The organism is Methylophilus sp. DW102 (genome assembly GCF_037076555.1).
Classification (GTDB): Bacteria; Pseudomonadota; Gammaproteobacteria; order Burkholderiales; family Methylophilaceae; genus Methylophilus; species Methylophilus glucosoxydans.
The window spans coordinates 2,947,934-2,972,426 of sequence record NZ_AP029023.1; the positions used below are offsets into that span (position 1 = coordinate 2,947,934).

The 24,493-nt window shown below is 52.0% G+C and carries 24 protein-coding genes; 12 read left to right on the forward strand and 12 right to left on the reverse strand.

Going from position 1 to position 24,493, the window contains the following annotated elements; all coding sequences use genetic code 11:
* Positions 1–15: 15 nt before the first annotated feature.
* The 8 genes from hemB to rpe form a co-directional block, all read right to left on the reverse strand.
* Complete coding sequence (hemB, locus tag AACH41_RS14050; protein WP_275357570.1) at positions 16–1,008, reverse strand: porphobilinogen synthase; 993 nt, start codon at positions 1,006–1,008, stop codon at positions 16–18.
* Positions 1,009–1,127: 119 nt separating this feature from the next.
* On the reverse strand, positions 1,128–1,916 hold the full coding sequence (trpC, locus tag AACH41_RS14055; RefSeq protein ID WP_338655838.1) for an indole-3-glycerol phosphate synthase TrpC: 789 nt from the start codon (positions 1,914–1,916) through the stop codon (positions 1,128–1,130).
* Positions 1,917–1,932: 16 nt separating this feature from the next.
* Positions 1,933–2,421, reverse strand: a complete 489-nt coding sequence (locus AACH41_RS14060) for a DUF3465 domain-containing protein (RefSeq protein WP_338655840.1) — start codon at positions 2,419–2,421, stop codon at positions 1,933–1,935.
* A complete protein-coding gene (gene trpD, locus AACH41_RS14065; protein ID WP_338655842.1) occupies positions 2,418–3,443 on the reverse strand; it encodes an anthranilate phosphoribosyltransferase in 1,026 nt (341 codons plus the stop codon). Before trpD ends, AACH41_RS14060 begins: the two co-directional genes overlap by 4 nt.
* Positions 3,443–4,009, reverse strand: a complete 567-nt coding sequence (locus AACH41_RS14070; RefSeq protein WP_026295541.1) for an aminodeoxychorismate/anthranilate synthase component II — start codon at positions 4,007–4,009, stop codon at positions 3,443–3,445. The genes trpD and AACH41_RS14070 overlap by 1 nt, the downstream gene beginning before the upstream one ends.
* Before the next feature lies 1 nt (position 4,010).
* A complete protein-coding gene (trpE, locus tag AACH41_RS14075) occupies positions 4,011–5,528 on the reverse strand; it encodes an anthranilate synthase component I (protein ID WP_338655847.1) in 1,518 nt (505 codons plus the stop codon).
* Between the two features lie 178 nt (positions 5,529–5,706).
* Positions 5,707–6,399, reverse strand: a complete 693-nt coding sequence (locus AACH41_RS14080) for a phosphoglycolate phosphatase (RefSeq protein ID WP_338655848.1) — start codon at positions 6,397–6,399, stop codon at positions 5,707–5,709.
* Positions 6,400–6,417: 18 nt separating this feature from the next.
* Positions 6,418–7,125: a ribulose-phosphate 3-epimerase gene (gene rpe / locus AACH41_RS14085; protein WP_049639627.1), complete on the reverse strand. Its 708-nt coding sequence runs from the start codon at positions 7,123–7,125 to the stop codon at positions 6,418–6,420.
* A 215-nt stretch (positions 7,126–7,340) separates the two neighbouring features.
* Here rpe and hemA point away from each other — a divergent pair, with 215 nt between their 5' ends.
* Genes hemA through metW form a run of 8 tightly spaced genes read left to right on the forward strand, consistent with a single transcriptional unit; the run spans position 7,341 to position 14,587 of the window.
* The gene (gene hemA / locus AACH41_RS14090; protein ID WP_194749603.1) at positions 7,341–8,600 is read left to right on the forward strand and encodes a glutamyl-tRNA reductase; all 1,260 of its coding nucleotides are present in this window, start codon (positions 7,341–7,343) and stop codon (positions 8,598–8,600) included.
* Positions 8,601–8,651: 51 nt separating this feature from the next.
* Positions 8,652–9,734 (forward strand): peptide chain release factor 1, encoded by a 1,083-nt coding sequence (gene prfA, locus AACH41_RS14095; RefSeq protein ID WP_338655856.1) that lies wholly within the window; start codon positions 8,652–8,654, stop codon positions 9,732–9,734.
* 8 nt (positions 9,735–9,742) lie between these two features.
* On the forward strand, positions 9,743–10,237 hold the full coding sequence (locus AACH41_RS14100; protein WP_338655857.1) for a hypothetical protein: 495 nt from the start codon (positions 9,743–9,745) through the stop codon (positions 10,235–10,237).
* Positions 10,237–11,085: a DNA alkylation repair protein gene (locus tag AACH41_RS14105; protein ID WP_338655858.1), complete on the forward strand. Its 849-nt coding sequence runs from the start codon at positions 10,237–10,239 to the stop codon at positions 11,083–11,085. Before AACH41_RS14100 ends, AACH41_RS14105 begins: the two co-directional genes overlap by 1 nt.
* Positions 11,086–11,958, forward strand: a complete 873-nt coding sequence (prmC, locus tag AACH41_RS14110; RefSeq protein ID WP_338655860.1) for a peptide chain release factor N(5)-glutamine methyltransferase — start codon at positions 11,086–11,088, stop codon at positions 11,956–11,958. It abuts the gene before it with no gap.
* Between the two features lie 43 nt (positions 11,959–12,001).
* Positions 12,002–12,805, forward strand: a complete 804-nt coding sequence (locus tag AACH41_RS14115) for a TIGR01458 family HAD-type hydrolase (protein WP_194749608.1) — start codon at positions 12,002–12,004, stop codon at positions 12,803–12,805.
* 52 nt (positions 12,806–12,857) lie between these two features.
* Entirely contained in the window at positions 12,858–13,985 is a 1,128-nt protein-coding gene (locus AACH41_RS14120) for a homoserine O-acetyltransferase (protein ID WP_275357551.1), read from the forward strand.
* Positions 13,982–14,587, forward strand: a complete 606-nt coding sequence (gene metW, locus AACH41_RS14125; protein WP_338655864.1) for a methionine biosynthesis protein MetW — start codon at positions 13,982–13,984, stop codon at positions 14,585–14,587. The genes AACH41_RS14120 and metW overlap by 4 nt, the downstream gene beginning before the upstream one ends.
* Before the next feature lie 19 nt (positions 14,588–14,606).
* On the opposite strand, the gene AACH41_RS14130 is transcribed toward metW, so the two are convergent.
* Positions 14,607–16,520, reverse strand: a complete 1,914-nt coding sequence (locus AACH41_RS14130) for a sigma-54-dependent Fis family transcriptional regulator (protein WP_338657610.1) — start codon at positions 16,518–16,520, stop codon at positions 14,607–14,609.
* Between the two features lie 270 nt (positions 16,521–16,790).
* On the opposite strand from AACH41_RS14130, the gene AACH41_RS14135 reads away from it, so the two are divergent.
* The 3 genes from AACH41_RS14135 to AACH41_RS14145 all read left to right on the forward strand — a co-directional run bounded on the left by AACH41_RS14135 (position 16,791) and on the right by AACH41_RS14145 (position 20,410).
* Positions 16,791–18,659 (forward strand): methanol/ethanol family PQQ-dependent dehydrogenase, encoded by a 1,869-nt coding sequence (locus AACH41_RS14135; protein WP_194749611.1) that lies wholly within the window; start codon positions 16,791–16,793, stop codon positions 18,657–18,659.
* Positions 18,660–18,672: 13 nt separating this feature from the next.
* Entirely contained in the window at positions 18,673–18,993 is a 321-nt protein-coding gene (locus AACH41_RS14140) for a c-type cytochrome (protein WP_194749612.1), read from the forward strand.
* Between the two features lie 172 nt (positions 18,994–19,165).
* On the forward strand, positions 19,166–20,410 hold the full coding sequence (locus tag AACH41_RS14145; protein ID WP_338655868.1) for an AmpG family muropeptide MFS transporter: 1,245 nt from the start codon (positions 19,166–19,168) through the stop codon (positions 20,408–20,410).
* Positions 20,411–21,330: 920 nt separating this feature from the next.
* Here AACH41_RS14145 and AACH41_RS14150 read toward each other — a convergent pair.
* A complete protein-coding gene (locus tag AACH41_RS14150; protein ID WP_338655870.1) occupies positions 21,331–22,104 on the reverse strand; it encodes an exodeoxyribonuclease III in 774 nt (257 codons plus the stop codon).
* 27 nt (positions 22,105–22,131) lie between these two features.
* On the opposite strand from AACH41_RS14150, the gene pyrE reads away from it, so the two are divergent.
* Positions 22,132–22,779, forward strand: a complete 648-nt coding sequence (pyrE, locus tag AACH41_RS14155; RefSeq protein ID WP_194749695.1) for an orotate phosphoribosyltransferase — start codon at positions 22,132–22,134, stop codon at positions 22,777–22,779.
* 42 nt (positions 22,780–22,821) lie between these two features.
* Here the strand turns inward: pyrE and AACH41_RS14160 are convergent, their stop codons facing one another.
* Positions 22,822–23,211, reverse strand: a complete 390-nt coding sequence (locus tag AACH41_RS14160) for a YidB family protein (RefSeq protein WP_338655873.1) — start codon at positions 23,209–23,211, stop codon at positions 22,822–22,824.
* 170 nt (positions 23,212–23,381) lie between these two features.
* Positions 23,382–24,467, reverse strand: a complete 1,086-nt coding sequence (locus AACH41_RS14165; RefSeq protein WP_338655874.1) for a pseudouridine synthase — start codon at positions 24,465–24,467, stop codon at positions 23,382–23,384.
* Positions 24,468–24,493 lie beyond the last annotated feature (26 nt).

Genomic DNA, 24,493 nt, shown 5'->3' on the forward strand with positions numbered 1-24,493 from the left:
TTTACTTTTAGACCCTTATTTCAGCCATCTTGCGATATCCATCGCATAATAAGTCAGCACGCCGTCCGCTCCGGCACGTTTAAACCCAAGCATTGCTTCCAGCACGCAGGCTTTTTCATCCAGCCAGCCATTTTGTGCAGCGGCTTTGAGCATGGCGTATTCACCGCTAACATGATATGCATAAGTCGGTACGCCAAACTCGTCTTTGACACGGCGTACGATATCCAGATAGGGCATGCCTGGTTTAACCATGACCATATCCGCGCCTTCTTCCAAATCCAGTGCGACTTCTTTTAATGCTTCATCAGAATTGGCTGGGTCCATCTGGTAGTTGTATTTGTTGCTTTTGCCCAGATTGGCCGCTGAACCGACCGCATCGCGGAAAGGACCGTAAAACGCTGAGGCGTATTTGGCAGAGTAAGCAAGAATTCGCGTGTAGATGTAGCCTTGCTCTTCAAGCGCATCACGAATGGCGCCAATCCGGCCATCCATCATGTCAGAGGGCGCAACCACATCTGCACCCGCTTCTGCGTGACATAACGCCTGCTTCACCAGCACTTCAACAGTTTCGTCATTCAGGACATAGCCGGTATCGTCGATCAGGCCATCCTGGCCGTGAGTGGTGTACGGGTCTAAAGCCACGTCAGTGATCACGCCCAAGTCCGGGAAAGCCTTTTTCAGGGCTCGCACAGTCCGTGGCACCAAGCCTTCAGGGTTATAAGCTTCTTTGGCATCCAGGCTTTTAAATTCTTGTGGCACCACCGGAAATAAAGCCAGCGCTGGAATACCTAGTTTTACGCACTCTTCAGCGGTCTTGAGCAGCACATCCAGGCTTTGACGCTGTACGCCAGGCATCGATTTGACTTCTTCAATCGCGCCTTCACCCTCAAGCACAAACACCGGGTAAATCAAGTCATTGGTGGTGAGAACGTTTTCACGCATCAAGCGACGTGAAAATTCGTCTTTGCGCATACGGCGTGGACGGAGGGCTAAAAATTGATTACTCATATCGATTCCTTTTTTGACCACAGCATCTGGTCAAATTGCTTGTGCTTTCAATCATTGCGCCTGATTTGGATACGCTCATGCAGGGCATACCTTTGCACTCACGCTATTTAAAACTTCTCCTAACCAAAGACCCTGGCGAGTTCTGCACCTGGATCCTCTTGCCGCATAAATGCTTCGCCGACCAAAAAGCCATTCACATGATGGCTGCGCATCAAAGCCACATCTTCTGGTGTGAAAATGCCAGACTCTGTGACGACGAAACGGTCTTCCGGCATGTTCTCGAGCAGGTCGAGCGTGGTTTGCAAGGTGACATCGAACGTGCGCAAATTGCGGTTGTTGATTCCCAGTAGCGGCGTTTCCAGTTGCAGCGCGAGTTCAAGCTCATCCGCGTCATGGACTTCGACGAGTACCGCCATGCCCAGATTGTGGGCCGTCAGCTCCAGTTCCTGCATTTGTGACAGTTCGAGAGCAGCCACGATGAGCAACACGCAGTCAGCGCCCATGGCTCGGGCTTCGTAAATCTGATAAGGATCTATCATGAAATCCTTGCGCAACACGGGCAATTTGCAGGCCGCGCGCGCTTGCTGAAGGTAGGCAGCAGATCCCTGAAAATATTGCTCGTCAGTCAGTACCGATAAACAGGCCGCGCCGCCTTTTTCATAGCTTTTAGCAATGGCGGCCGGATTAAAGTCAGCACGGATGATGCCTTTGGACGGGCTGGCTTTTTTAATTTCAGCAATCACGGCAGGTTTATCTGCATCCACCTTTTTAACAATGTTGCCGATAAAGTCACGGCAATCCGGCTGACTCAGCGCTTCATCACGTATCGCATCCAATGACTTGCTGGCTTGCGCTTTGCTGATTTCTTCACGTTTGGTCGCTAAAATTTTATTTAAAATATCGGACATAATCTGCTCGCATGCCTTATTCGTAAGTGTGATTTTGATGTTTGATCCAGCCATGCTGGTGGCCCTGCGGGTCATGATGCGTCCAGTGCATAATGCCGCCTTTGGGGTTATAAATATATTCGCCTTTAAAACTGATCTGATCCCCTATGTTCAGGTTTTCTACTCTGGGCGCGAGGTCAATATTATGCGCAAATAATAATGTTTGCTCTGGCGACACGCTCACCAGAAACCGCTGGTGCCTGGCACCTTGAGTGTCATCGGGCAGCAGCTTCTTCACCGTGCCGCTGCCTTCGAGCCAGACATGACTTTGCTTTTGGGCAAACGCCTGCTTAAGCGCCGCATTCTCTTCAGTGACGAGTCCTGCCGAGAGCGGTTGCAGGTGTAGAGACTGCACCTGCGATTTTACCTCTAGCGCAGACTGTGGCTGATTCAGCGGACTGGACTGCTCTGCTTGCTGGCAGGCGGCCAGCAGGCAGAATATTGCAATCAGCGCCCCTTGTTTCATGCTGCCTGACTCAAGGCCTTCAATTGTTGCAGTTTACGCAACGCTGCGCCTGAATCAATCGATTGCGCGGCTTGCGCAATGCCTGATGGCAAGTCGCTTGCCAGGCCAGACACATAAATCGCCGCCCCGGCATTGAGCAAGACGATATCGCGGGCAGGACCTGTTTCGCCTGAGAGCAGGCCTAAGATAATTTCACTCGAATGCTGCGCACTTTCCACATGGATACTGTTTACATCATGCACGGGCATGCCAAACTGGGTAGGATTTAAAGTGTATTGACTCACCTGGCCATGCTTGAGCTCGGCCACATAAGTGTCTGCTGAAAAAGAAATTTCATCCATTTCATCCGCACTGTGCACCACCATGACATGCTCGCTGCCGAGCTTTTGCAAGGTTTGCGCCAGCAAAGGCACCAGGTCACGGTGAAAAACCCCCATCACCTGACGCTTGGCGCCGGCCGGATTGGTCATGGGGCCTAACAGGTTGAACATGGTACGCACGCCAAGCTCACGGCGCACCGGTGCGGCGTATTTCATGGCCGCATGGTGGTTAGGTGCAAACATAAAGCCGATTCCGGCCTCGTTCACGCAGCGCGCCACTTGCTCAGCCGTTAAGCCAATGTTGACGCCCAGTGCTTCCAGCACATCGGCAGAACCGCTCTTGGACGAAGCGGCCCGGCCACCATGCTTGGCGATTTTTGCGCCGGCACCAGCCGCCACAAAGGCTGATGCGGTTGACACATTAAAGGCTTTGTTGGGCGCACCGCCAGTGCCGCAGGTGTCAATTAAATGCGTAGAATCAGTAATTTCTACCTTGCTGGACAGGTCGCGCATCACCTGTGCCGCCGCGGCGATTTCGGTGACGGTTTCACCCTTGACGCGCAGGGCCGACAAAAAGCCGGCAATCTGGATTTGGGTAAACTCGCCGCTCATGATCTGCTGCATGATTTCCAGCATTTCTTCATGCGTGAAATCTGTATGGTCAATCAGGCGCTGTAAGGCGATTTTAGGTGTGATGGCCATCAATAGCCTTTCAGGAAGTTATCCAGCAACTCATGCCCGTATTCGGTCAGAATAGACTCGGGGTGAAATTGCACGCCTTCCACGGCCAGTGTTTTATGCTTGACGCCCATGATCTCGCCATCTTCGGTCCAGGCCGTAATCTCCAGGCAATCCGGAATAGTTTCGCGCTCGATGACCAGCGAATGGTAACGCGTCGCGGTATACGGGTTAGGCAGGTTTCTGAACACACCGGTATTGGTATGGTGGATCAATGAGGTTTTGCCGTGCATCAGGGTTTTCGCCTTGATGATGTTGCCGCCAAACGCCTGGCCTATGCTCTGGTGACCCAAACAGACGCCCAGCAAAGGAATCTTGCCGGCAAACTCGTGAATCAGAGGCACGGAAATCCCGGCTTCGTTTGGTGTGCACGGTCCGGGAGAAATCACGATTTTTTCCGGCGCCATCGCTTTGATCTGCTCCAGCGTGATTTCGTCATTGCGGTGCACATGAACATCTTGCCCCAGCTCGCCAAAATACTGCACGAGGTTATAGGTAAAAGAGTCGTAGTTATCAATCATCAACAACATATCAGGCTCCTTTTCCTGCATGGGTTTGAACATTGGCGGCCTGGCTATCCAGTCCTGCCTGCACCAGCTCAGCGGCGCGGATCACGGCTTTGGCCTTATTCTGGGTTTCTTCCCATTCGCTTTGCGGCACCGAGTCGGCCACAATGCCTGCCCCGGCCTGCACATAGAGTTTTTTGTTTTTGATCACGGCAGTACGGATCGCAATTGCCACATCCATATCGCCATTAAAGCCTAAATAGCCAACGGCGCCAGCATAAATGCCACGTTTGGAAGGCTCCAGTTCTTCAATGATTTCCATGGCACGCACTTTAGGGGCACCAGACACGGTCCCGGCAGGGAAAGTCGCTTTAAGCACGTCAATCGCATCCAAGCCTGGCTTGAGCTGACCTTCAACATTGCTGACGATATGCATGACGTGTGAATAACGCTCTATCGTCATGTTGTCGGTGACTTTCACAGTACCCGTGAGCGCGACGCGACCCACATCATTGCGGCCCAGATCCATCAACTGCACATGCTCGGCACGCTCTTTAGGGTCAGCCAGCAGCTCGGCTTCTAGGGCCAGGTCATGATCACGGTTTTTACCGCGTGGGCGTGTCCCGGCAATCGGCCGTGAAGTCACGGTGGTCTCTTCCAGACGCACCAGGATTTCTGGTGAAGCACCGACCACATGGTGATCATCCATATCATAATAGAACATATATGGGGAGGGATTGAGGCTACGCAAAGCGCGGTACAAGCTCAATGGTGACGCGTCAAAGTCTTGCGACATCCGCTGGCTCAATACCACCTGCATGATGTCACCTTCTAAAATATATTGCTGTGCTTTTTTGACTGCCGCTTTGAAGTTGTCTTCACCAAACTCAGAAATAGCCGCTGTTTTAGCGCTGGGCAATGCAGCAGGAATCTCTACGCTACACCGTAACTTCCCGACCAAGGTGTGCATGCGTGCGCATGCAGTTTCATAGGCATTGGCTTTAGCCGGGTCAGCATACACGATGAAATACAGTTTGCCGGAGAGGTTATCCACCACGGCAATTTCTTCTGACACCATCAACAATATATCTGGCGTACCAATCACATCTGGCTTTTTCTGCTTACCCAGACGTTTTTCAATGTATTGAATAGTCTCATAGCCAAAATAGCCAGCCAGGCCACCGGTAAAGCGCGGCAAACCATCGTAAGGCGGCGTTTTAAAGCGCGCCTGATAGGCCTTGATAAAGTCCAGCGGATTTTGATCGCTATGCGATTCAACGACTTGATGATCCTGAATCACCTGCAATTGCTGCTCACGCACCACAATTCGCGTGGTGGCAGGCAGGCCTATGATCGAATAGCGGCCAAAGCGCTCACCGCCTTGTACGCTTTCAAGCAGATAGGAATAAGGTTGATTGGCCAGTTTGAGATACAGTGATAAAGGCGTATCCAGATCGGCAAAGGTTTCTAGCACCAGCGGAATACGGTTGTAGCCTTGCGCCGCCAGCGCGTCGAATTCGGTCTTGCTTAATGTGCTTAACATGATGCTTTTTTCCAGTTTGATTCGTAGAGTGCCGTGCAAACAATCACAGCAGGTCGGTGCAAATGGCGCGCACCTGCGCGTGGGGCAGGACTAGCCCCGCCACGAACGACGCCAGCTTAATACTGGCCAACTGGAAGAATGATGAGCACAAAACATCATGGTAATTAAGGTCTATTTTTTATGATCCCTGCTTTAGGAGTGCAGGTAACTCCAGCAAGTTCACCACCTCGGTGAGTTGCTGCACGGTAGCATCTACCGTCGCGACATCAATTTCGCGGCCTTGATTATACCCATAAGGCACGGTCACGACAAAGCATCCGGCAGCATGCGCGGCCTGAATATCCGTCTCCGAGTCCCCTACCAGCACCGCTTCAGCAGGCAGCACACCTAGCTTTTGGCAAATATGCAACAACGGCAAGGGGTCAGGTTTCTTTTTGGGCAAGCTGTCGCCAGAAATAATGACCTCAAAAAAATCAGCCAAACCTGCTTGTTGCAGCAAAGGTAAGGTGAATTTTTCGGGTTTATTGGTCACACAAGCCAGGCGATAGCCTTGTTTCTTCAGCTGCTGCAAAGCAGGGACAACCCCTGCGAATGGCTGGCTTTGGGTGGCGTTGGCAGTATAAAAATCATGATACAGCGGCTGCGCCTGCGCAAACAAATCGGCCTCTGGCTCCACCTGCACGCTCCCTGTGAGGCAGCGCTTGATCAGGTTTTGCACGCCTTCGCCAATATAAGTGGCGATTTGTGCTTGCGGCAACATGGGTTTGCCCAAAGCCACCAACATACGGTTGGCAGCTTCGGCAATTTGCGGCGCGGTATCCAGCAAGGTGCCGTCCAGATCGAACATCACCAACTTGACTTGAAACCGCATCACAACAGGCTTTTTAAATTAAACAGTGGCTAAAGAAGCACGCATCGCAGCCACAACAGTGTCGTAACGGTTAGGGTCGGTGTCTTTAGGTGAGCCAAAAATCGCGCTGCCTGCAACAAAGGTATCCGCACCGGCTTTGGCGATCTCTGCGATGTTGTTGGCGTTCACACCACCGTCCACTTCCAGCCAGATTTGACGGCCAGTTTTTTCGTAATAAGCATCAATGCGTGCACGCGCTTGTTTCAGTTTGTCCAGCGTGGCAGGAATGAATTTTTGGCCACCAAAGCCTGGGTTCACCGACATCAGCAAAATCATGTCCACTTTATCCATCACGTAATCCAGGTAGTGCAATGGTGTCGCTGGGTTAAATACCAAGCCAGACTTACAGCCGCTATCACGGATCAAGGCCAGGCTACGGTCAATATGGTCAGAGGCTTCAGGGTGGAAAGTGATGATGTCCGCACCCGCTTTGGCAAAGTCTGGGATGATACGGTCAACAGGTTTCACCATCAGGTGCACGTCGATGAGCGCGCCAACATTGTGTGACAGGTCACGAATCGCGTCACAGACCAATGGACCAATGGTCAGGTTAGGCACGTAATGGTTGTCCATCACGTCAAAGTGCACGATATCGGTGCCGGATTTGATCACGTTTTCGATTTCCTGGCCCAACTTGGCAAAGTTGGCAGACAGAATACTGGGGGCAATGCGGAAAGTTTTGTCCATGCGCTTGATGTTCCGTAAATGAATCTAATAAAAATTTAGCAAAACCAATATTTTAACGCCATTTTGTGACAAATTGACAGGATTCTTGCTTGCCGCCGCCGAATATAAGAAAATGTCGGCACTTTTGACATGGATGCCTCTCCAATTCGCCATGAACAACCTGCAAGCGCCCACGTGTTTCACTTTTGACCCTGTCCCACAGGTAAAATAGCGCCATGCAACTGTATACCATTGGTGTTAACCACACCACCGCCCCCATTGCCATCCGCGAGAACGTTGCGTTTAACAACGAAACCTTGCCGCAAGCATTGGCTGATCTGGCACGACACAATGTGGCAGAGGTGGCGATCCTGTCCACCTGCAACCGCACCGAAATCTATGTGCAATCGATCCGGCCAGAAGTGGTGATTGATTGGCTGGCAGCGTATCACCGCCTGGAGGCAGACAAGTTGCTGCCCTACACCTACACCTTGAGCAGCCATGAGGCCGTCAAACATGCCTTCCGCGTGGCCAGCGGCTTGGATAGCATGGTGCTGGGCGAGGCGCAAATACTGGGGCAATTCAAGCAGTCAGTCAAAATTGCGCAGGATGCAGGTACGCTGGGCACCCTGCTGCACAAACTGTTTCAACGCACGTTTGAAGTGGCTAAAGAAGTGCGCACCAATACCGATATCGGTGGCAGCTCGATTTCGATGGCCGCCGCAGCGGTAAAACTGGCACAACGTATTTTTGGTGATTTGAGTGCGCAACGGGTGCTGTTTATTGGCGCAGGTGAAATGATAGAGCTCTGTGCTGACCATTTTGCCGCGCAAAAACCGAAAAAAATCACTGTGGCAAACCGTACACTGGAGCGCGGCGAACAACTGGCAGACAAGATTCGCGGCCAGGGCCTCAATGTACAGGCTATTTTGCTCAACGACCTGCCAGAGCGTTTTCAGGAATTCGACATCGTCATCACCAGCACCGCCAGTCAGCTGCCCATTGTTGGCTTGGGCATGGTAGAACGCGCCATTAAAGCGCGTAAGCACAGACCGATGTTTATGGTAGACCTGGCCGTGCCGCGGGATATCGAACCTGAAGTTTCGGCACTGGATGACGTATTTTTGTACACCGTAGACGATTTGGCGCAAGTGGTCTCCGAAGGTCTGGGCAATCGCAAAGAAGCCGCGATAGATGCAGAAATGATCGTCAACGCACGTGTTGAACATTTTATGCAATGGCTCAAGCAGCGCGAAGCGGTGCCCACCATCAAAGCCCTGCGTGATCAAGTAGACAGCCTACGCAAGGCTGAGGTGGAAAAATCGCTCAAATTGCTGCAAAAAGGCGAGCCACCCGAAAAAGTACTCGAACATCTCAGCAATGCACTGACCAACAAGTTTTTGCATGGCCCCAGCCACGCACTCAACAACACCGAAGGCGATGCCCATGCGCACATGGAGCATCTGGTCAAACAACTTTTTCAGTTAAAAGAATAATTTTTTCAAGACTTAGGCCTCCGCTGACGCTTTGAATTTTAGGGTCCCACAATGAAACCAAGCATGTTGCAAAAGCTCGCCAACCTAAGCGAGCGTCTCGAAGAACTCAACCGCCTACTCAGCAGCGAGGGCGTGACTGACAATATGGATAACTACCGTAAAATCATGCAGGAACACACGGAAATCACTCCGATTGTCGAGCAGTATCACGTCTACGCGCAAACCGAGTCTGACATCAAAGAGGCACATGCCATGCTGTCTGACCCTGAGATGAAAGAGTTTGCCCAGGAAGAAATCGAGACTGGCAAAAAACGTCTGGAAGAAGTGGCGCTCACCCTGCAAAAACTGCTGCTGCCTAAAGACCCCAACGATGACAAAAATATTTTCCTCGAAATCCGTGCCGGCACCGGCGGCGATGAGTCTGGCCTGTTTGCCGGTGACCTGTTCCGTATGTATTCGCGCTATGCCGACCGGCAGGGCTGGAAGGTAGAAGTGGTCTCTGCCAACGAAGGCGAGGTCGGCGGCTACAAAGAAATTATTGCCAAAATTATCGGCTACGGGGCATATTCAAAACTCAAATTTGAGTCGGGTGGCCACCGCGTACAGCGCGTGCCCGATACCGAAACACAAGGCCGGATTCACACTTCAGCCTGTACAGTCGCGATTTTGCCCGAGGTTGAAGAGGTGGGCGATGTAGAAATCAACCCGGCGGACATTCGTATCGACACCTTCCGCGCCAGTGGTGCAGGTGGTCAGCACATTAACAAAACTGACTCTGCCGTGCGTATTACGCACGCGCCCACCGGCATTGTGGTCGAATGCCAAGACGGCCGCAGCCAGCACGCCAACAAGGCGCAAGCCATGCAAGTGCTGGCCGCGCGCATTAAAGCCAAACAAGTCGATGAGCAACAAAGCAAAATCGCCTCCGAGCGGCGCAACCTGATTGGTTCGGGTGACCGCTCAGAACGTATTCGCACTTACAACTACCCGCAAGGCCGCATTACCGACCACCGCATCAACCTGACACTGTATAAAATTGATGCGATTACCGAGGGCGATATGGATGAGTTGATTAATGCGCTGGCGACTGAGTACCAAGCAGATTTGCTCGCCAGCTTGGGTGAAGAAGGTTAATCACCGCTATGATTTTGTTATGCTCAGCATCAATTGATTGGGCTGCAACCGGCACCTGGGTAACTGGCTTAGCAACTGCAGTTATCGGTTTATGCGCATTACGAACTTGGAAGTCACAATTACAGCTGCAGGACAGATATCAAAAAGCCGACGCGCTACTTGAGGCTTTTGTGTTATGCGTTAGAACTGGTCACAACTGGCAATGGAATGAAATTAGTAATATAGAAAAAGATAAATCTTCAGTGCTGTCTAAATCTGAAGGTTTCCCTGAGTGGCGCGAAGCTTTAATGCAATACAGGTTGGCTTGGTATAAAGCGAGCCATATCACAGTCAGTGATGCGTGGTTTTCTCCCGATAAACTCCAAAGCAGAATAATAAGTATTGGCATTCAAGCACAAAAGAACTCAAGAATTAACTCTGAATTACTTTCAAACTTCGAACTAGATTTTACAAATACTCTTAAGGACGGTTTGCTAGAATTGAGTAAACTTAGAAATCCTTAATGCTTAAGTTTCGAATCCCCGTCGCGCCACGCAGTATCCAGAAAGACAACCCGATCAAGTTTTTACTTGATAGTGAGGCCGTCGACTGCTTGGCACATAATATCGGATTAGTGCATTCGGCTTTTGATGGACACGCGTTCAAAAGCTTGGCGCTCACCAACATTGCAGCGCTGGGGATTATGGACCGCTCAGCGCATATTGCTGCGGCATTAAAAGCGACCTTACCCGCAAAGTTTTCCGAAGCCACCGACATTCTGCTCAGCACGCTAACGCCGCCGAATGTACACACCGAACGTCTCGGCTTGAGTGTGTTTTTTTACTTGCCGCATACACGCTTCATTGCCGACTACGGGCGTGATCCGCAACACAACGCGGGCGAAGATCCTTTTGACACGGCCATGCGTGCCCAATATGAATTGACGCGCCGCTTTACCGCCGAATTTTCGATCCGTCCGTTCCTGATGCAGGATTTTGAGCGCACCTTGAATCAACTGACCTTGTGGCTAAACGACGCAGATCCGCATGTGCGCCGCTTATGCTCTGAAGGCTGTCGCCCCCGCTTGCCTTGGGGGGCGCGCATTCCCCAGTTGATTAAAGACCCCAGGCCAACACTGCCTATTCTGGAAGCCCTGAAAAATGACCCCAGCCTGTATGTACGCCGCAGTGTTGCCAATCATCTGGGCGATATCGCAAAAGACCATCCAGCATTGGCATTTGAGGTATGTGAGCGCTGGCTGACTAATGCGGATAAAGACTTGAAATGGGTGATCCGCCATGCGGTGCGCCATCCGGCCAAGCAAGGCAACGCGCAAGCGCGCGCTATCCGGCTGGCGGCAGGAGGAAAATAAATGCTGCCCACCATCCGCGCCTGCCTGGATGCTGCAAAAATCCAATTGATGCAAACCATCCCGGCTGACGAAGCCAGCATAGAAGCCCGCATGTTATTAATGGAGGTGCTCAAGGTGAACCATGCCTGGCTACTCGGTCATGCACTGGATTTGCTGGATACGCAAAAACAAACAGACTTTAACGCCTTAGTTGCCCGCCGCCTGCAAGGTGAGCCCATCGCCCATATTTTGGGCTACCGCGAGTTTTTTGGGCTACCGCTCAGAGTGACGCCTGACACCTTGATCCCGCGACCAGATACTGAAACTCTGGTAGAGGCTGCCTTGGAAAAAATCAACCAGCATGCGCGCGGCAAACCGCTTGAAGTGTTGGACCTGGGCACAGGAACCGGGGCTATCGCACTCGCGCTGGCCAAACATGGACCAGACTGCCAGGTGACTGCGGTGGATGCCTCTGAAGCAGCCTTGGCCGTCGCGAAAAATAACGCTTATGCACTGGGCATTGAGAATACGCAGTTTGTGTTAAGCGACTGGTTTTCAGCGCTGGCTCCCAAATCTTACCATGTGATTGTGAGCAATCCGCCCTATATTGAAGCAGACGACCCGCATCTGCAACAAGGCGATTTGCGTTTTGAACCCTTATCGGCGCTGGCTTCAGGGGCAGATGGTTTGCAAGCGATCCGGCAGATTATTGCCCAGGCGCCTGGCTATTTGACTGAAAATGGATGGCTCATGCTGGAGCACGGTTACAACCAGGCGGACGCCGTGCAATCATTCTTAAAAGCACAAGGGTTTGCAGAGATTGCAACGATGCATGATCTGGGTAATCAGCCCCGAGTCACGTCAGGAAAATGGCCACTAGCAAAACCAGTATGATTTTTGCTAGATTGAAAACAAAACCTTTATCTAAGGAGTTGTGATGCAGCCTATCCCTAATATTAAAGCCGTGCTATTTGACCTGGATGGCGTGTTGTATATCGGCAATCAAGTCATCAATGGCGCGATCGCGGCCGTGAAACAACTGCGCGAAGCGGGCATTGCGGTCCGCTTTGTCACCAACACTAGCACGCTATCTTTAGCGTCCTTGCAATCCAAGCTGAATGCGTTGGGCTTCAATGTAGTGCCCGAAGAAATCATGAGTGCACCACAAGCGACCATCCAGTACCTCAAAAAGCAGCCGAACCCGGTCTGTAAATTGTTGCTGGCAGACGATGTGAAAAAAGATTTTGCCTGTTTTGATCAATCGGAAACCGCGGCCAATTATGTGGTGATCGGCGATATAGGCGACCGCTGGTCTTACCAACTACTCAATGAAGTGTTTACCTGCCTGGTGAATGGCGCGCAGTTAATTGCCATCCATAAAAACCGCTTCTGGCAAACCGAGACTGGCTTGCAAATGGATATTGGCGCGTTTGTCACCGGGCTGGAGTACGCCAGCAATACCAAAGCCATGCTAATGGGCAAGCCTTCGCAGCATTTCTTTCATATGGCCATCGATGCCTTACGGCTGAAACCTTCGGAAGTGCTAATGATAGGCGATGATATTGATGCGGATATTGGCGGTGCACAAGATGCGGGCTTGCATGGCATTCTGGTCAAAACTGGAAAATATCGCGAAACCTATACGCGCTTATCCGCCGTGGAGCCGGATGCGATGATTGCTTCAGTGGCAGATTTACCGGCATTGCTAGGCTGCTTTTCTGCCTCCGCCCATTCCTCCTGACCGGGTCAGCCCGGTCTCGCCGTTTCGGCATGCCGCATAGTATAATTGCGGCATGTTTGAATCGAATTCTGTTGGTATCGTTAAAGCGCAAGTTGCGCATTTCACCCGGCCGCTCACGCTTAAAAGCGGCGCCGTGTTGCCACAATACCATCTTGCTTATGAAACCTATGGTGAACTTAACGCGGCCAAAAGCAATGCCGTGTTGATTTGTCATGCCCTGTCTGGCAACCATCATGTGGCTGGCCGTTATACGCCAGAAGATAAATATCCTGGCTGGTGGGATAACCTGGTGGGTCCGGGCAAACCGCTGGATACCAACAAGTTTTTTGTGATCGGGTTGAATAACCTGGGCGGCTGTCATGGCAGTAGCGGCCCATCCAGCGTGGATCCGCTGACAGACAAGCCTTATAGCGCTACTTTTCCGGTCGTGACCGTAGAAGACTGGGTAGAGTCACAAGCACGACTGTTAGATTACCTGGGTATTGACCAACTGGCGGCGGTGATTGGCGGCAGTCTGGGGGGCATGCAAGCGCTGCACTGGAACATTGTATATCCCGAGCGTGTGCGGCATGCCTTTGTGATTGCCTCGGCGCCCAACCTGACCGCACAGAACATGGCGTTTAACGAAGTGGCACGCCAGGCGATTATCACTGACCCCGAGTTTTTTGACGGCGATTATTACAACCATGGCACCGTGCCGCGCCGTGGCTTGCGCATTGCCCGCATGCTGGGTCATATCACCTACCTGTCAGACGATGCCATGGGTGAAAAATTTGGCCGCAAACTGCGTCATGGCGATGTGAAGTACAGCTTTGATGTCGAGTTTGAAATGGAGTCTTACTTGCGCTATCAAGGCGACAAGTTTGCCGGCGAATTTGATGCCAACACCTATTTACGCATGACACGCGCGCTGGATTATTTTGATCCGGCGCTGGATTTTGAAGGCAATTTGAGCAAGGCGCTCAGCCGCGCCAAAGCCAAGTTTGTCGTCATCTCGTTTACCACCGACTGGCGTTTTTCGCCTGCACGTTCGCGCGAGATCGTCCAGGCCTTGCTGGATAACGCCTTGCCCGTGAAGTATGCCGAGGTCACCTCGGCCCATGGGCATGATGCCTTCTTGATGCCTGATGCGCATTACCATGCCATCATGCGCGCCTATCTGGAGCAAATCAAAGTATGACGAATGTAAATATTACCAATGTTCGCCCAGACTTTGCATTAATTACAAAATGGGTGCAAACAAAAGCCAAAGTGCTGGATTTGGGTTGCGCAGATGGCACGCTGCTCACGCACTTGCATCAAACACTGGGCATTACAGGCTACGGCATTGAAAAAGACGATGCCAATTGGTTGGCAGCATTAAAAAATGGCGTGGATGTGATTCAAATGAACCTCGAAGAAGGCCTGTCCGGCTTTGAAGACCAGTCGTTTGATACAGTCATTTTGTCGCAAACCTTGCAGGCCATGCACAATACTGAAAGCATCGTGCATGAAATGCTGCGGGTAGGGCGCGAAATCATCGTCACCTTCCCCAATTTTGGCTATTGGCGCAACCGCCTGCAAATCACGCTGGGCAACATGCCCGTCTCCAAAAGCCTGCCCTATCAATGGTACGACACACCCAACGTGCACCTATGCACCATCAACGACTTTGACCACTTTTGCCGCCAGCACAACATTCAAGTCATTGAACGTAAAGTGATTACCGATGGCCAGGATATTCACTTTTTGCCTAATCTGCTGGGCAATCTCGCGATGTACCGGTTGAAACGCGCCGCCTGACAACATCAAGCCAGCTATTTCAAGAAAGATTGAGCGCTTTCAGGCGCCGGTAAAGCGTATTTCTGCTTAACCCCAGCTGACGGGACACCGCTGAAATATTGCCGCCATGTTGCAGCATGGCTTGCCGGATCGCTTCATCATTTTGCACTTTCAGGCTGGCCGCTGGCAACGCGGCCATGCCGACCGCAGCCGGCTCAGCATCTGCTTTTTTGGCATGCATTTCATCCAGAAAATCCTGCATCAAATGCTGGCGACCAATCACGCCGCCATCCGCCAATGCCACGGCTGTACGTAAGACATTATGCAACTGGCGTACATTGCCCGGCCAGGGGTGGTCATTAAACAGCGCCACCACCTCTTCACTCAAGGTGGCTTGCGGCGCCTGTTCAATTTGCAGAATGACCTGAATTAACCTTGCCATATCCAGCCGCTCCCGCAGCGCAGGCAATTGCACACTGAGGCCATTGATGCGGTAATACAAATCACTGCGGAACTCGCCTGCAGCCACTTTATCTTTCAACTTCTGATTCGTCGCGCTGAGCAGCATAAAGTTGACCGGGATAGACTTGCTGCCGCCCAACGGCGTCACGCTGCGCTCTTGCAAGACGCGCAACAAGCGCGCTTGCAGTGACAATGGCATATCGCCAATCTCATCCAGAAACAAGGTGCCGCCATCCGCTTGCTGGATTTTGCCAAGATTGCCTTTACGCTTGGCCCCTGTATAGGCGCCTTCTTCATAGCCAAACAGTTCGGCTTCAATCAGCCCTTCTGGCAAGGCCGCACAGTTGACGGCAATAAACGGCTTGTGGCGGCGCGCACTGGCATCGTGAATCGCGCGTGAAAATAATTCTTTACCGGCCCCGGTCTCGCCGAGGATCAGCACCGGGATGTCTTTGTCCAGCACTTGCTTCACTTGCGTGATCGCCAGCTTGAATTGCGGGTCGCCACTGTCCAGCAGCTCCAGACTGGCGGCAGACTCGCGCGGCGCCAGCGGCGGCATTTTTTTCGGAGCGGAAGGCGCCTGGCTCGCCGAGGCGCGGGCATATAACCGCGCGCCATTACGCAGATGCAGTGGAAACAGGACATCGGCATTTAAACCGCGTTGCTTGAACGCGATCCACGACTCGTCAAAAATATCTTCAAATGCAATACGCCGCGCAGAGAGGCTATCCTGGTCCAGCGGCAAACCAAACTGAAACTGACCACTACGGTTGATCGTCTGTAGCTGGCCAGCCGCATCAAACAACGCCACCCCTTCCCACAAGGTACCAATAAATTCTGGCCGCACATGAAAATGCACGGCGATTTCACCCTCTGCAGTGGCATGAAACAGCCGGTTTTCGACCATTTGTGCCGCCATTTTGACCAGGGCCAGCGTATGCTGCTGCGGCGCATTGAGGTCGTTGGATACGTCCAGCGTCGCAACCAAATGGTTATTGGCAGCAAAGATAGGCACAGCGGAACAACTGAGTGAATGATGATAGGCCATGAAGTGCTCAGCCCCCTGCACACTGATGGCCAGGCGCTCTACCAGCGCAGTGCCTATGGCATTGGTGCCCCGGTGCTCTTCGCTCCACGACGCGCCAGGCAATAATGAGGCGCGGATCTGATTTTCATCCACGCCTTCACCCATGGTGCGCAAAATCACCCCTTCGTTATCGGTCAAAATCACCAGGCTACGCGTATGGGCAATTTGCTCACTCAAGGTGATCATTTCCGGTTCGGCTTGCGCCAATAACAGGCGGTTTTTCTCCAGCCGCTGCGCCAATTCCTGGGCAGTAATAATCTGATCTTCTGCCGGGGCTTGCTCATCCACGCCTTTGACCATACACCGCCGCCACGAGCGGGCAATCGCTTCGGCAATGGCGCGCTGATCATCACGCAAGCCTGCTTGCGGCAGAGGGGTGGAGGAGGGGGAATACTTGTTGGGCATGGAAAACTGAACACCTGTCACGTCGGATTGAACAACTGTACCAGTATGACACAGTTGTGAACAGTACAGGCTATCTTGCACAGAATCTCGAGCATTGATCATACTTTTATAACCTACTGATTTTAATATATTTTTTAAAAATTTCCAAAACATGATTGCGGTTGGCACACGCATTGCAATGAGTGATCAAGCCGTCACAAAAGAAGCATTTGTTAACGGCGTGTCAACACAACTCATCCAGCTTCAAAGCAACCATTTTGGAGGTTATTTATGCAACAACGTATCAAGCTTGCCATCAGCGCATTACTGTTAGGCAGCATCAGCACCAGCGTATGGGCAGATGCTGAACTGGACACTTTAATGAAAGATGACAATCAGTGGGCCATGCAGCGTAAAGACTACGCGAATCAGGGCTATAGCCGCTTGTCACAAATCAACAAAGGTAATGTCAAACAATTGAAAATGGCCTGGTCGTTTGCCACTGGTGTGAACCGCGGTCACGAAGGTGCACCGCTGGTCATCGGCAATACCATGTTTATCCACACCGCATTCCCTAACAACGTGTATGCGCTGGACCTGAACGATGACCAGAAAATTCTGTGGTCTTATTTCCCTAAACAAAGCCCGGATGTGCAATCCGTCATGTGTTGCGACAACGTGAACAAAGGCTTGGGCTACGGTGACGGCAAGATTCTGCTGCAACAGAATAATGGCGTACTGGTCGCTCTGGATGCAAAAACAGGGGCCAAGGTTTGGGAAGTAACTGTCAACGACCCAAGAACAGGCGCGGCCAACACCAACGCTCCACACGTGTTTAAAGATAAAGTAATCACTGGCTGTTCAGGCGGTGAATTCGGTGTACGTTGCCACATCAGCGCGTACAACATCAAAGATGGCAGCCTGATCTGGAAAGCCTACAGCACCGGTCCAGACAGCGAAGTCATGATTGGACCAGACTTCAACAAGGAAAACCCACATTACAGCGCACTGTCTCTGTACGAAGACGTGAATGGTGGTAACAAAATGGGTGGTTCCTTCAAGAATCTGGACAAAGCACAACTGAAATTTCCAGAAGCCAACCTGGGTGTACGCACCTGGCTCAAACCACAACAGCAGAAAGATGGCTGGCAAAATGGCGGCGGCCCAACATGGGGTTGGTATTCTTATGATCCAAAATTGAACCTGATGTACTACGGCAGCGGTAACCCAGGTACCTGGAACCCAGACGTACGTCCAGGCGACAACAAATGGTCGATGACGATTTTTGCCCGTGACCTTGATACCGGCTTGGCACGCTGGGGCTACCAGATGACGCCACACGACGAGTGGGATTATGACGGCATGAACGAAATCGTGTTGTGGGAAGCAAACGGCAAGCAATTGGCCACCCACTTTGACCGTAACGGTTTTGGCTATACCTTTGACCGTACCAACGGCACGCTGCTGGTCGCTGAAAAAATGCACCCGTTCGTCAACTGGGCAACCAAGATTGATCTGAAAACCGGTATTCCGGTCAAGGATCCAAAATACTCTACGCACCAGGATTACAACGCAAAAGGCGTTTGCCCTTCTGCACTGGGTGTTAAAGACGAACAACCGTCCGCGTTTTCACCGAAAACCAAAACGTTCTATGTCCCGCTTAACCACGTGTGCATGACCTATGAGCCAGTTGAATCGAAATATGTGGCCGGTCAACCTTGGGTAGGGGCGACATTGACCATGTTTGCCGGTCCAGACGGCGTGATGGGTGGCTTTATGGCTTGGGATGGCCTCAAAGGCAAAGCTCAGTGGTACAACAAGGAGAAATTCTCTGCTTGGGGTGGCGCACTGGTCACCGCGTCTGATCTGGTCTTCTACGGTACGCTGGACCGTTGGGTGAAAGCACTGGATGCCAAAACCGGTAAAGAACTGTGGAAATTCCAAGTAGGTTCCGGCGTGGTCGGCAACATGATCACCTACGGTCACAAAGGCAAACAATACGTCGGCGTACTGTCTGGCATTGGTGGTTGGGCGGCCGTGGCGATGAACCTGGGCTTGACCAATGATACCGATGGCTTGGGTGCTGCCGGTGGTTACAAGGAACTGACTAAATACAACGCCGCACCTGGTGGTGGCGCCATGAATGTATTCAGCTTATAAGAGAGGAAGTCGCATGCAATTGTTTAACCAAACCTTGCTCGCCACGGCCTTGCTGGCTGCCACAGCCTCTGCCATTGCAGGGAGTGGCGCCGAGGCCTTGGCTCAAAAAAGCGGCTGCTTGCTTTGCCATGGCATCGACAAAAAAGTCGTTGGCCCGGCTTACAAAGAAGTCGCCGCCAAATACAAAGGTGATAAAACCGCTGAAGCCAAGCTGATCCAGAAGGTGAAAGCCGGTGGCAGCGGGGTATGGGGTGAAATGCCTATGCCACCGAACAGCCCACAAGTGAAGGACGAAGATATCAAGACCATCGTCCAGTGGGTGTTGAGTTTGTAGTTCCCCTGCGAAATAAGGCGTCGGTGGCCTGTGCAATATGGATGATTCACTTGCCCACTGACGTCCTGTTTCCAACCGTTTTACCATTGATCTCCGAGTGTGCCAACCCGCAAGGGTTGGCTTTTTTTTGCCCCAAAATTAGCCAAGCCTTAAAAGCGTTTACAATGCGGGCATGACGATCTCGCAAACCCTGTTTACACGCCGCATGCTGATGTGTGTCGCCCTAGGCTTCAGTTCTGGCCTCCCCCTGTATCTTTTGCTGCAACTGTTGCCTGCCTGGTTACGTAGCGAAGGCCTCAATCTCAAAACCATCGCCGCCTTTGCCTTTATGCAACTGCCCTATACCTGGAAGTTTTTGTGGTCGCCCTTGATGGACCGCTACAGCTTGTTACAAGCGCTGGGCCGCCGCCGCAGCTGGATACTGGGCACTCAATTGGCGCTGCTGGCCAGTATTGTGGGCCTGGGCATGTTCCATCCGCAGCAAGAAATCAGCATGGTCGCCCTGCTTGCCACACTGGTAGCGCTATTTTCGGCCAGTCAGGATATCGTCATTGATGCCTACCGCCGCGAAACACTGAGCGATGAAGAGCTGGGGTTGGGCAACAGCTTGTATGTCAACGCCTATCGGATTGCTGGCTTGGTTCCTGGCTCGCTGGCCCTGATTCTGGCAGACCATCTGGCCTGGTCGCAGGTATTTTTGGTCGTTGGCCTGTTTATGCTGCCCGGTATCGGATTTACACTGTGGGCGCAAGAACCCGTGATGGCCAGCGCGCCCAAAACCTTGCTCGCCTCCGTGATTGAACCTTTCAAGGAGTTTATTAATCGCAGCGGCTGGCAGCATGCACTGTGGGTGTTGCTGTTTATCTTGCTCTACAAGCTGGGCGACAGCATGGCCACCGCACTCGCTACCCCGTTTTATATTGACATGGGCTTCAGCAAAACCGATATCGGCGCCATTGCCAAAGGCAGCGGCCTGGTCATGCAAATCGCCGGTGCCTTCGTTGGCGGCATCTGGATGCTGAAATTGGGTATTAACCGCGGTTTATGGATCTTTGGAGTCGTGCAGGCACTCTCCATCCTGGGGTTCGCCTGGCTCGCGGGCAGCGGCCCCTTTACCGAGATCGGTGCCCCGGAACGCAGCATGCTTGCGATTGTGATCGGCTTTGAAGCCTTTGGCGTTGGCTTGGGCACAGCGGCTTATGTGGCCTACATGGCACGCGAAACCAACCCCGCCTATACCGCAACCCAGCTCGCCTTGTTTACCAGCCTATCCGCCGTACCGCGCTCGGTTTTTAATGCTCTGACTGGTGGCATGGTGGAGGCACTGGGATGGCAGCAGTTTTTTTATGTGTGCACTTTGCTGGCAATCCCGGGGATGTTGCTGTTGTTTAAGGTAGCTCCTTGGCGGGAAAAATAGGTTTTTCGCAGACAAATATGTTTCTTTTCGACTCTTGACGAGTTACTTTTCTTTGCTTGCACAGGCTGTGATTTACTTTTGAGTGCGCTTTGGGATTTTGGAAGGGTCTATTTCGCCTTTAGGCGACCATTCTTTCTTATGCTTGTCCATAAGAAAGAATGCAAAGAACAAGACACCCTAGCTTCCGCTTCATTCCTGCGTTGCTCGCCAAAACAAGCGGTCACGAAACTCGACCTGGCAGCTCACAAAATACGTGAGCTGGTGCGGGACTCGAACAGTCGCTGCCTTCTTCCTTGTTTTGGCTGCGCTACTCGGCGCGGCAGATAGGGGCCCGAAAACCCATGAGCGCCACCGTTTGTGGGCTAAAAAGAAAAGAATTTGAGTTTTTGAACGGTCCAAATTTCAATAGTGTGAGTTTGGCGAGATGAATCCCATTCCATCACGCTGAGTAGCGGAGACGAAGTGGGGGATGTCGGCCATCGGCTGTTTGAGTTCCGCAACAAGCCACGAAGTGTGTGGCTTGTCAGGGCGAGTTTCGTGACCGCTTACTTTGTTGATAACTAAGACTGCGAAGCAGTCTGTTACGGCGTAGGCTAACTTGCGCAGCAATGTTAAGCGTAGCGGCCGTAGCCAACAACGCAAGGAAGCCAAAGGCCGTGATGGCTGGGTACCCTCTTCTTTGGCTTCGGCCGCCACTGCGTGGCTTAACCTAAAGGTTAGCCTTCGCCGCAACACTGCGTTAGTTGTGGTTACTTTCTGTGGGGCAAGCAACAGAAAGTAACTCGCCTAGAGGCGAAACAAACTCTTCATGCATTCGGCATCATATTAACAAAGTACTCACTAGAGCACTTGGATTCCGACCTACGTCAGAATGACAGAACGCACTATCCCAGCAAGCTAAAAAGAACAACCTTGCTTACTCAATCCGCATAATCCACAATCAAAGGTGCATGGTCACTAAACCGTTCCGCCTTATACACGCTCGCCGCCATCACCTTCGCACCTAACGCAGGCGTTGCTAGCTGATAATCAATGCGCCAACCCACATTCTTGGCCCAAGCCTGCCCACGGTTACTCCACCAGGTGTAGCACGCATCGGTGGTGTCCGGATACAGCGTCCGATAAGTGTCGACCCAGCCGACACGTTGCAACACATCCCCCATCCAGGCGCGCTCTTCTGGCAAAAAGCCGGAGTTCTTTTTATTGCCTTTCCAGTTTTTGAGGTCGATTTCCTGATGGGCAATATTCCAGTCGCCGCAAATTACGACCTCGCGGCCACAGGCAATCAACTGCTCCAGATGCGGCAAAAATTTTGCCATCACGGCAAATTTGAATTGCTGCCGCTCTTCGCCGCTAGAGCCGCTCGGCAGGTATAAAGACACCACGCTTAGATTGCCGTACTGACATTCCAGATAGCGCCCTTCAGCGTCTATTTCGGCATGGCCCAAGCCAATAATCACCTTGTCTGCAGGCTGCTTGCTGTAAATCCCCACACCGCTATAGCCCTTTTTCTCAGCATAGTGAAAATAGCCGTGGTAACCAGGCGGCTGCAGCATGTCAGGCTGCATGTCACCGGCTTGGGCTTTGAGCTCCTGTAAACACACAATCTCGCCGCCACTATTCGCCAGCCAGGGCAAAAAGCCTTTGTTGCAGGCTGACCGTATGCCATTGAGGTTCAAGGTTATAATACGCATTGTTTAAATACTTTCTGCTTTTTTAAAATGACTGCCAACACACTTAGTGCCGATTTTATTGCTTTTTCCATCCACAAACAGGTATTGCGCTTTGGTGAATTTAAAACCAAAGCCGGCCGCTTGAGCCCATATTTTTTTAATGCTGGCCTGTTTGATGACGGCGAGAGCATGCTCAAACTGGGTGAGTTTTATGCAAACAGCATTCTACAGTCTGGCTTGCAATTCGACATGCTGTTTGGGCCAGCTTATAAAGGCATTCCGCTGGTGACCGCGATCAGTATTGCATTTGCACGTCTGGGCCATAATTATCCGTATGCGTATAACCGCAAAGAAGCCAAGGACCATGGCGAAGGCGGGACGTTGGTCGGGGCTGCATTGAACGGCCGTGTGCTGATTATTGATGACGTGATTTCTGCGGGCACTTCTATCCGGGAGTCTGTTGAACTCATCCGCAAAGCAGGAGCCACGCCTTGCGCGGTCAGCATCGCCCTGGATCGCCAGGAAAAGGGGCTAGGGGAGTTGTCTGCCGTGCAGGAGGTTGAACAAACCAACCAGATGCCGGTGGTCAGTATTGCCAAACTGGCTGACCTGTTTGCCTATTTGCAAGGCAACGAAAAGCTGGCGCAGTATTTCCCGGCCATTGAAGCGTACCGCGCACAATATTGCGTACGCTAAGCCGGCGGATCCCACCAAAAAGCGAGCATCGGCTCGCTTTTTTTATTTCAGCATGCCCATCAAGCGCGACATGATAAGTGCCGGATTATTCTCCACCACACCATTCGGCGTTAATTGATTCACCACATCGGGTAAATGTTCGGCAATTTTGCTGCTCAGCTCATCGGTCGTCATATTCAACTTACCGGCGATCCCACTCAATACTGCAGTCCCCAAGGCAGCGCCGATTTGCTGGGCACTCACATTCAAATTCGCCCCTGTGCCTACCCACGAATCAACCTGCTCGCTCAAGCCGCCGTTTTTCAGCGTTTGCAAAATGCCAGGCAAGCCACCGTATTGTTGAAATAGCTCCATCGCCAGTTTTGCCAATGGACCTTTATCACCCATGACCTTGTTCATCATGGCACCAGCGACGCTATCGAATAATCCCATTCTGGGCTGCTCCTAGTTTATTGTCCAAATAGTTCTTCTTTTATTGCACCCAGGCAACGATTACCCCGCCTGGATCCGCTCTAGGCCGGAATGACAGATCCCAAGAGCCAATCAATCTGCTTTAATAACTATCTTAGAAGTAAATTGTTTACCGATTCAGAAAAGACCAATCAAAAACGCTCATGCTCGCCCAAATAACGCCATTGTCCCGGCGGTAACTTACCCAAGTTGATACTGCCTATGCGAATCCGTTTTAAGCCGACGACGTGCAATCCCACCAGTTCACACATGCGTCGAATCTGGCGCTTACGCCCCTCACGTAACACAAATCGCAGTTGATCTTCATTTTGCCAGGAAACTTTGGCAGGTTTTAACTGCACCCCATCCAGACTCAGGCCATGATTCAACAAAGCCAGGCCATTGGCACTGAGCTGACCTTCAACCCGCACCAAGTATTCTTTTTCAACGCTGGAGTCATCCCCGATCAGCTTGCGCGCAACGCGGCCATCTTGTGTGAGTATGAGCAGTCCGGTGGAGTCAATATCCAGCCGCCCGGCGGGGGCCAAGCCACGCAAATGGCCTCGCTTGAAGTGGATACCGCTGCTATCTTCGGGCCATTGATTGTCTGGATTGACCAGTACTACTGCTGGTTCATAGCCATCTTCAGCCTGGCCGCTGACGTAACCCACTGGTTTGTGTAGCAGAATGGTGACGGTTTCGGCCTGATGCTCTTTGGCATAGGCACTGATAATAATCTCGGCCGCTGGGTCAATGCGGGTGCCCAAGGTTTCAATGATTTCACCATTGACCTTGACCCAACCGTTCACGATCCAGTCGTCGGCTTCGCGACGTGAGCACAAGCCGCGGTCGGCCATCACTTTGGACAAGCGAGGCTGCTGGTCAATGGCAGCGGGCGCAGGGGCTGACGGGCGAGTGGGGCGGTCATCGGTTTTTGTCATGCGCGGACGCTGCTGTTCGCGGTTGTATTCTCGACGGCCGTCGTTGGCGGTGGGTGAGCGTCTCTCTTTTTGTTCGGGTTTGCCATCAAATGCACGTGGCTTTTTATCACGCACGGCTTTTTCTTTGCGTGCGGGTTGCGCTTGTGCGTCGCGCGCTTGCGGCACGGCTGCAGCCCGTTCTTTTTTGACAGGGGGCGCTTTGCTGCGGTCGCGCAACTCGGGTGAAAGTGGCCGCACCGGCTTTTCTCGTTTTTGTTCTGTGGCCGCGGGAGATTTATTGAGTTTGAGCGTAGACAAAGTAGTCGTCTCACCATAGAAATGAA

Bases quoted from the DNA above. Each gene is read 5' to 3' on its own strand.
- hemB (WP_275357570.1), bottom strand. From the start codon at position 1,008: ATGAGTAATCAATTTTTAGCCCTCCGTCCACGCCGTATGCGCAAAGAC.
- trpC (WP_338655838.1), bottom strand. From the start codon at position 1,916: ATGTCCGATATTTTAAATAAAATTTTAGCGACCAAACGTGAAGAAATC.
- AACH41_RS14060 (WP_338655840.1), bottom strand. From the start codon at position 2,421: ATGAAACAAGGGGCGCTGATTGCAATATTCTGCCTGCTGGCCGCCTGC.
- trpD (WP_338655842.1), bottom strand. From the start codon at position 3,443: ATGGCCATCACACCTAAAATCGCCTTACAGCGCCTGATTGACCATACA.
- AACH41_RS14070 (WP_026295541.1), bottom strand. From the start codon at position 4,009: ATGTTGTTGATGATTGATAACTACGACTCTTTTACCTATAACCTCGTG.
- trpE (WP_338655847.1), bottom strand. From the start codon at position 5,528: ATGTTAAGCACATTAAGCAAGACCGAATTCGACGCGCTGGCGGCGCAA.
- AACH41_RS14080 (WP_338655848.1), bottom strand. From the start codon at position 6,399: ATGCGGTTTCAAGTCAAGTTGGTGATGTTCGATCTGGACGGCACCTTG.
- rpe (WP_049639627.1), bottom strand. From the start codon at position 7,125: ATGGACAAAACTTTCCGCATTGCCCCCAGTATTCTGTCTGCCAACTTT.
- hemA (WP_194749603.1), top strand. From the start codon at position 7,341: ATGCAACTGTATACCATTGGTGTTAACCACACCACCGCCCCCATTGCC.
- prfA (WP_338655856.1), top strand. From the start codon at position 8,652: ATGAAACCAAGCATGTTGCAAAAGCTCGCCAACCTAAGCGAGCGTCTC.
- AACH41_RS14100 (WP_338655857.1), top strand. From the start codon at position 9,743: ATGATTTTGTTATGCTCAGCATCAATTGATTGGGCTGCAACCGGCACC.
- AACH41_RS14105 (WP_338655858.1), top strand. From the start codon at position 10,237: ATGCTTAAGTTTCGAATCCCCGTCGCGCCACGCAGTATCCAGAAAGAC.
- prmC (WP_338655860.1), top strand. From the start codon at position 11,086: ATGCTGCCCACCATCCGCGCCTGCCTGGATGCTGCAAAAATCCAATTG.
- AACH41_RS14115 (WP_194749608.1), top strand. From the start codon at position 12,002: ATGCAGCCTATCCCTAATATTAAAGCCGTGCTATTTGACCTGGATGGC.
- AACH41_RS14120 (WP_275357551.1), top strand. From the start codon at position 12,858: ATGTTTGAATCGAATTCTGTTGGTATCGTTAAAGCGCAAGTTGCGCAT.
- metW (WP_338655864.1), top strand. From the start codon at position 13,982: ATGACGAATGTAAATATTACCAATGTTCGCCCAGACTTTGCATTAATT.
- AACH41_RS14130 (WP_338657610.1), bottom strand. From the start codon at position 16,520: ATGCCCAACAAGTATTCCCCCTCCTCCACCCCTCTGCCGCAAGCAGGC.
- AACH41_RS14135 (WP_194749611.1), top strand. From the start codon at position 16,791: ATGCAACAACGTATCAAGCTTGCCATCAGCGCATTACTGTTAGGCAGC.
- AACH41_RS14140 (WP_194749612.1), top strand. From the start codon at position 18,673: ATGCAATTGTTTAACCAAACCTTGCTCGCCACGGCCTTGCTGGCTGCC.
- AACH41_RS14145 (WP_338655868.1), top strand. From the start codon at position 19,166: ATGACGATCTCGCAAACCCTGTTTACACGCCGCATGCTGATGTGTGTC.
- AACH41_RS14150 (WP_338655870.1), bottom strand. From the start codon at position 22,104: ATGCGTATTATAACCTTGAACCTCAATGGCATACGGTCAGCCTGCAAC.
- pyrE (WP_194749695.1), top strand. From the start codon at position 22,132: ATGACTGCCAACACACTTAGTGCCGATTTTATTGCTTTTTCCATCCAC.
- AACH41_RS14160 (WP_338655873.1), bottom strand. From the start codon at position 23,211: ATGGGATTATTCGATAGCGTCGCTGGTGCCATGATGAACAAGGTCATG.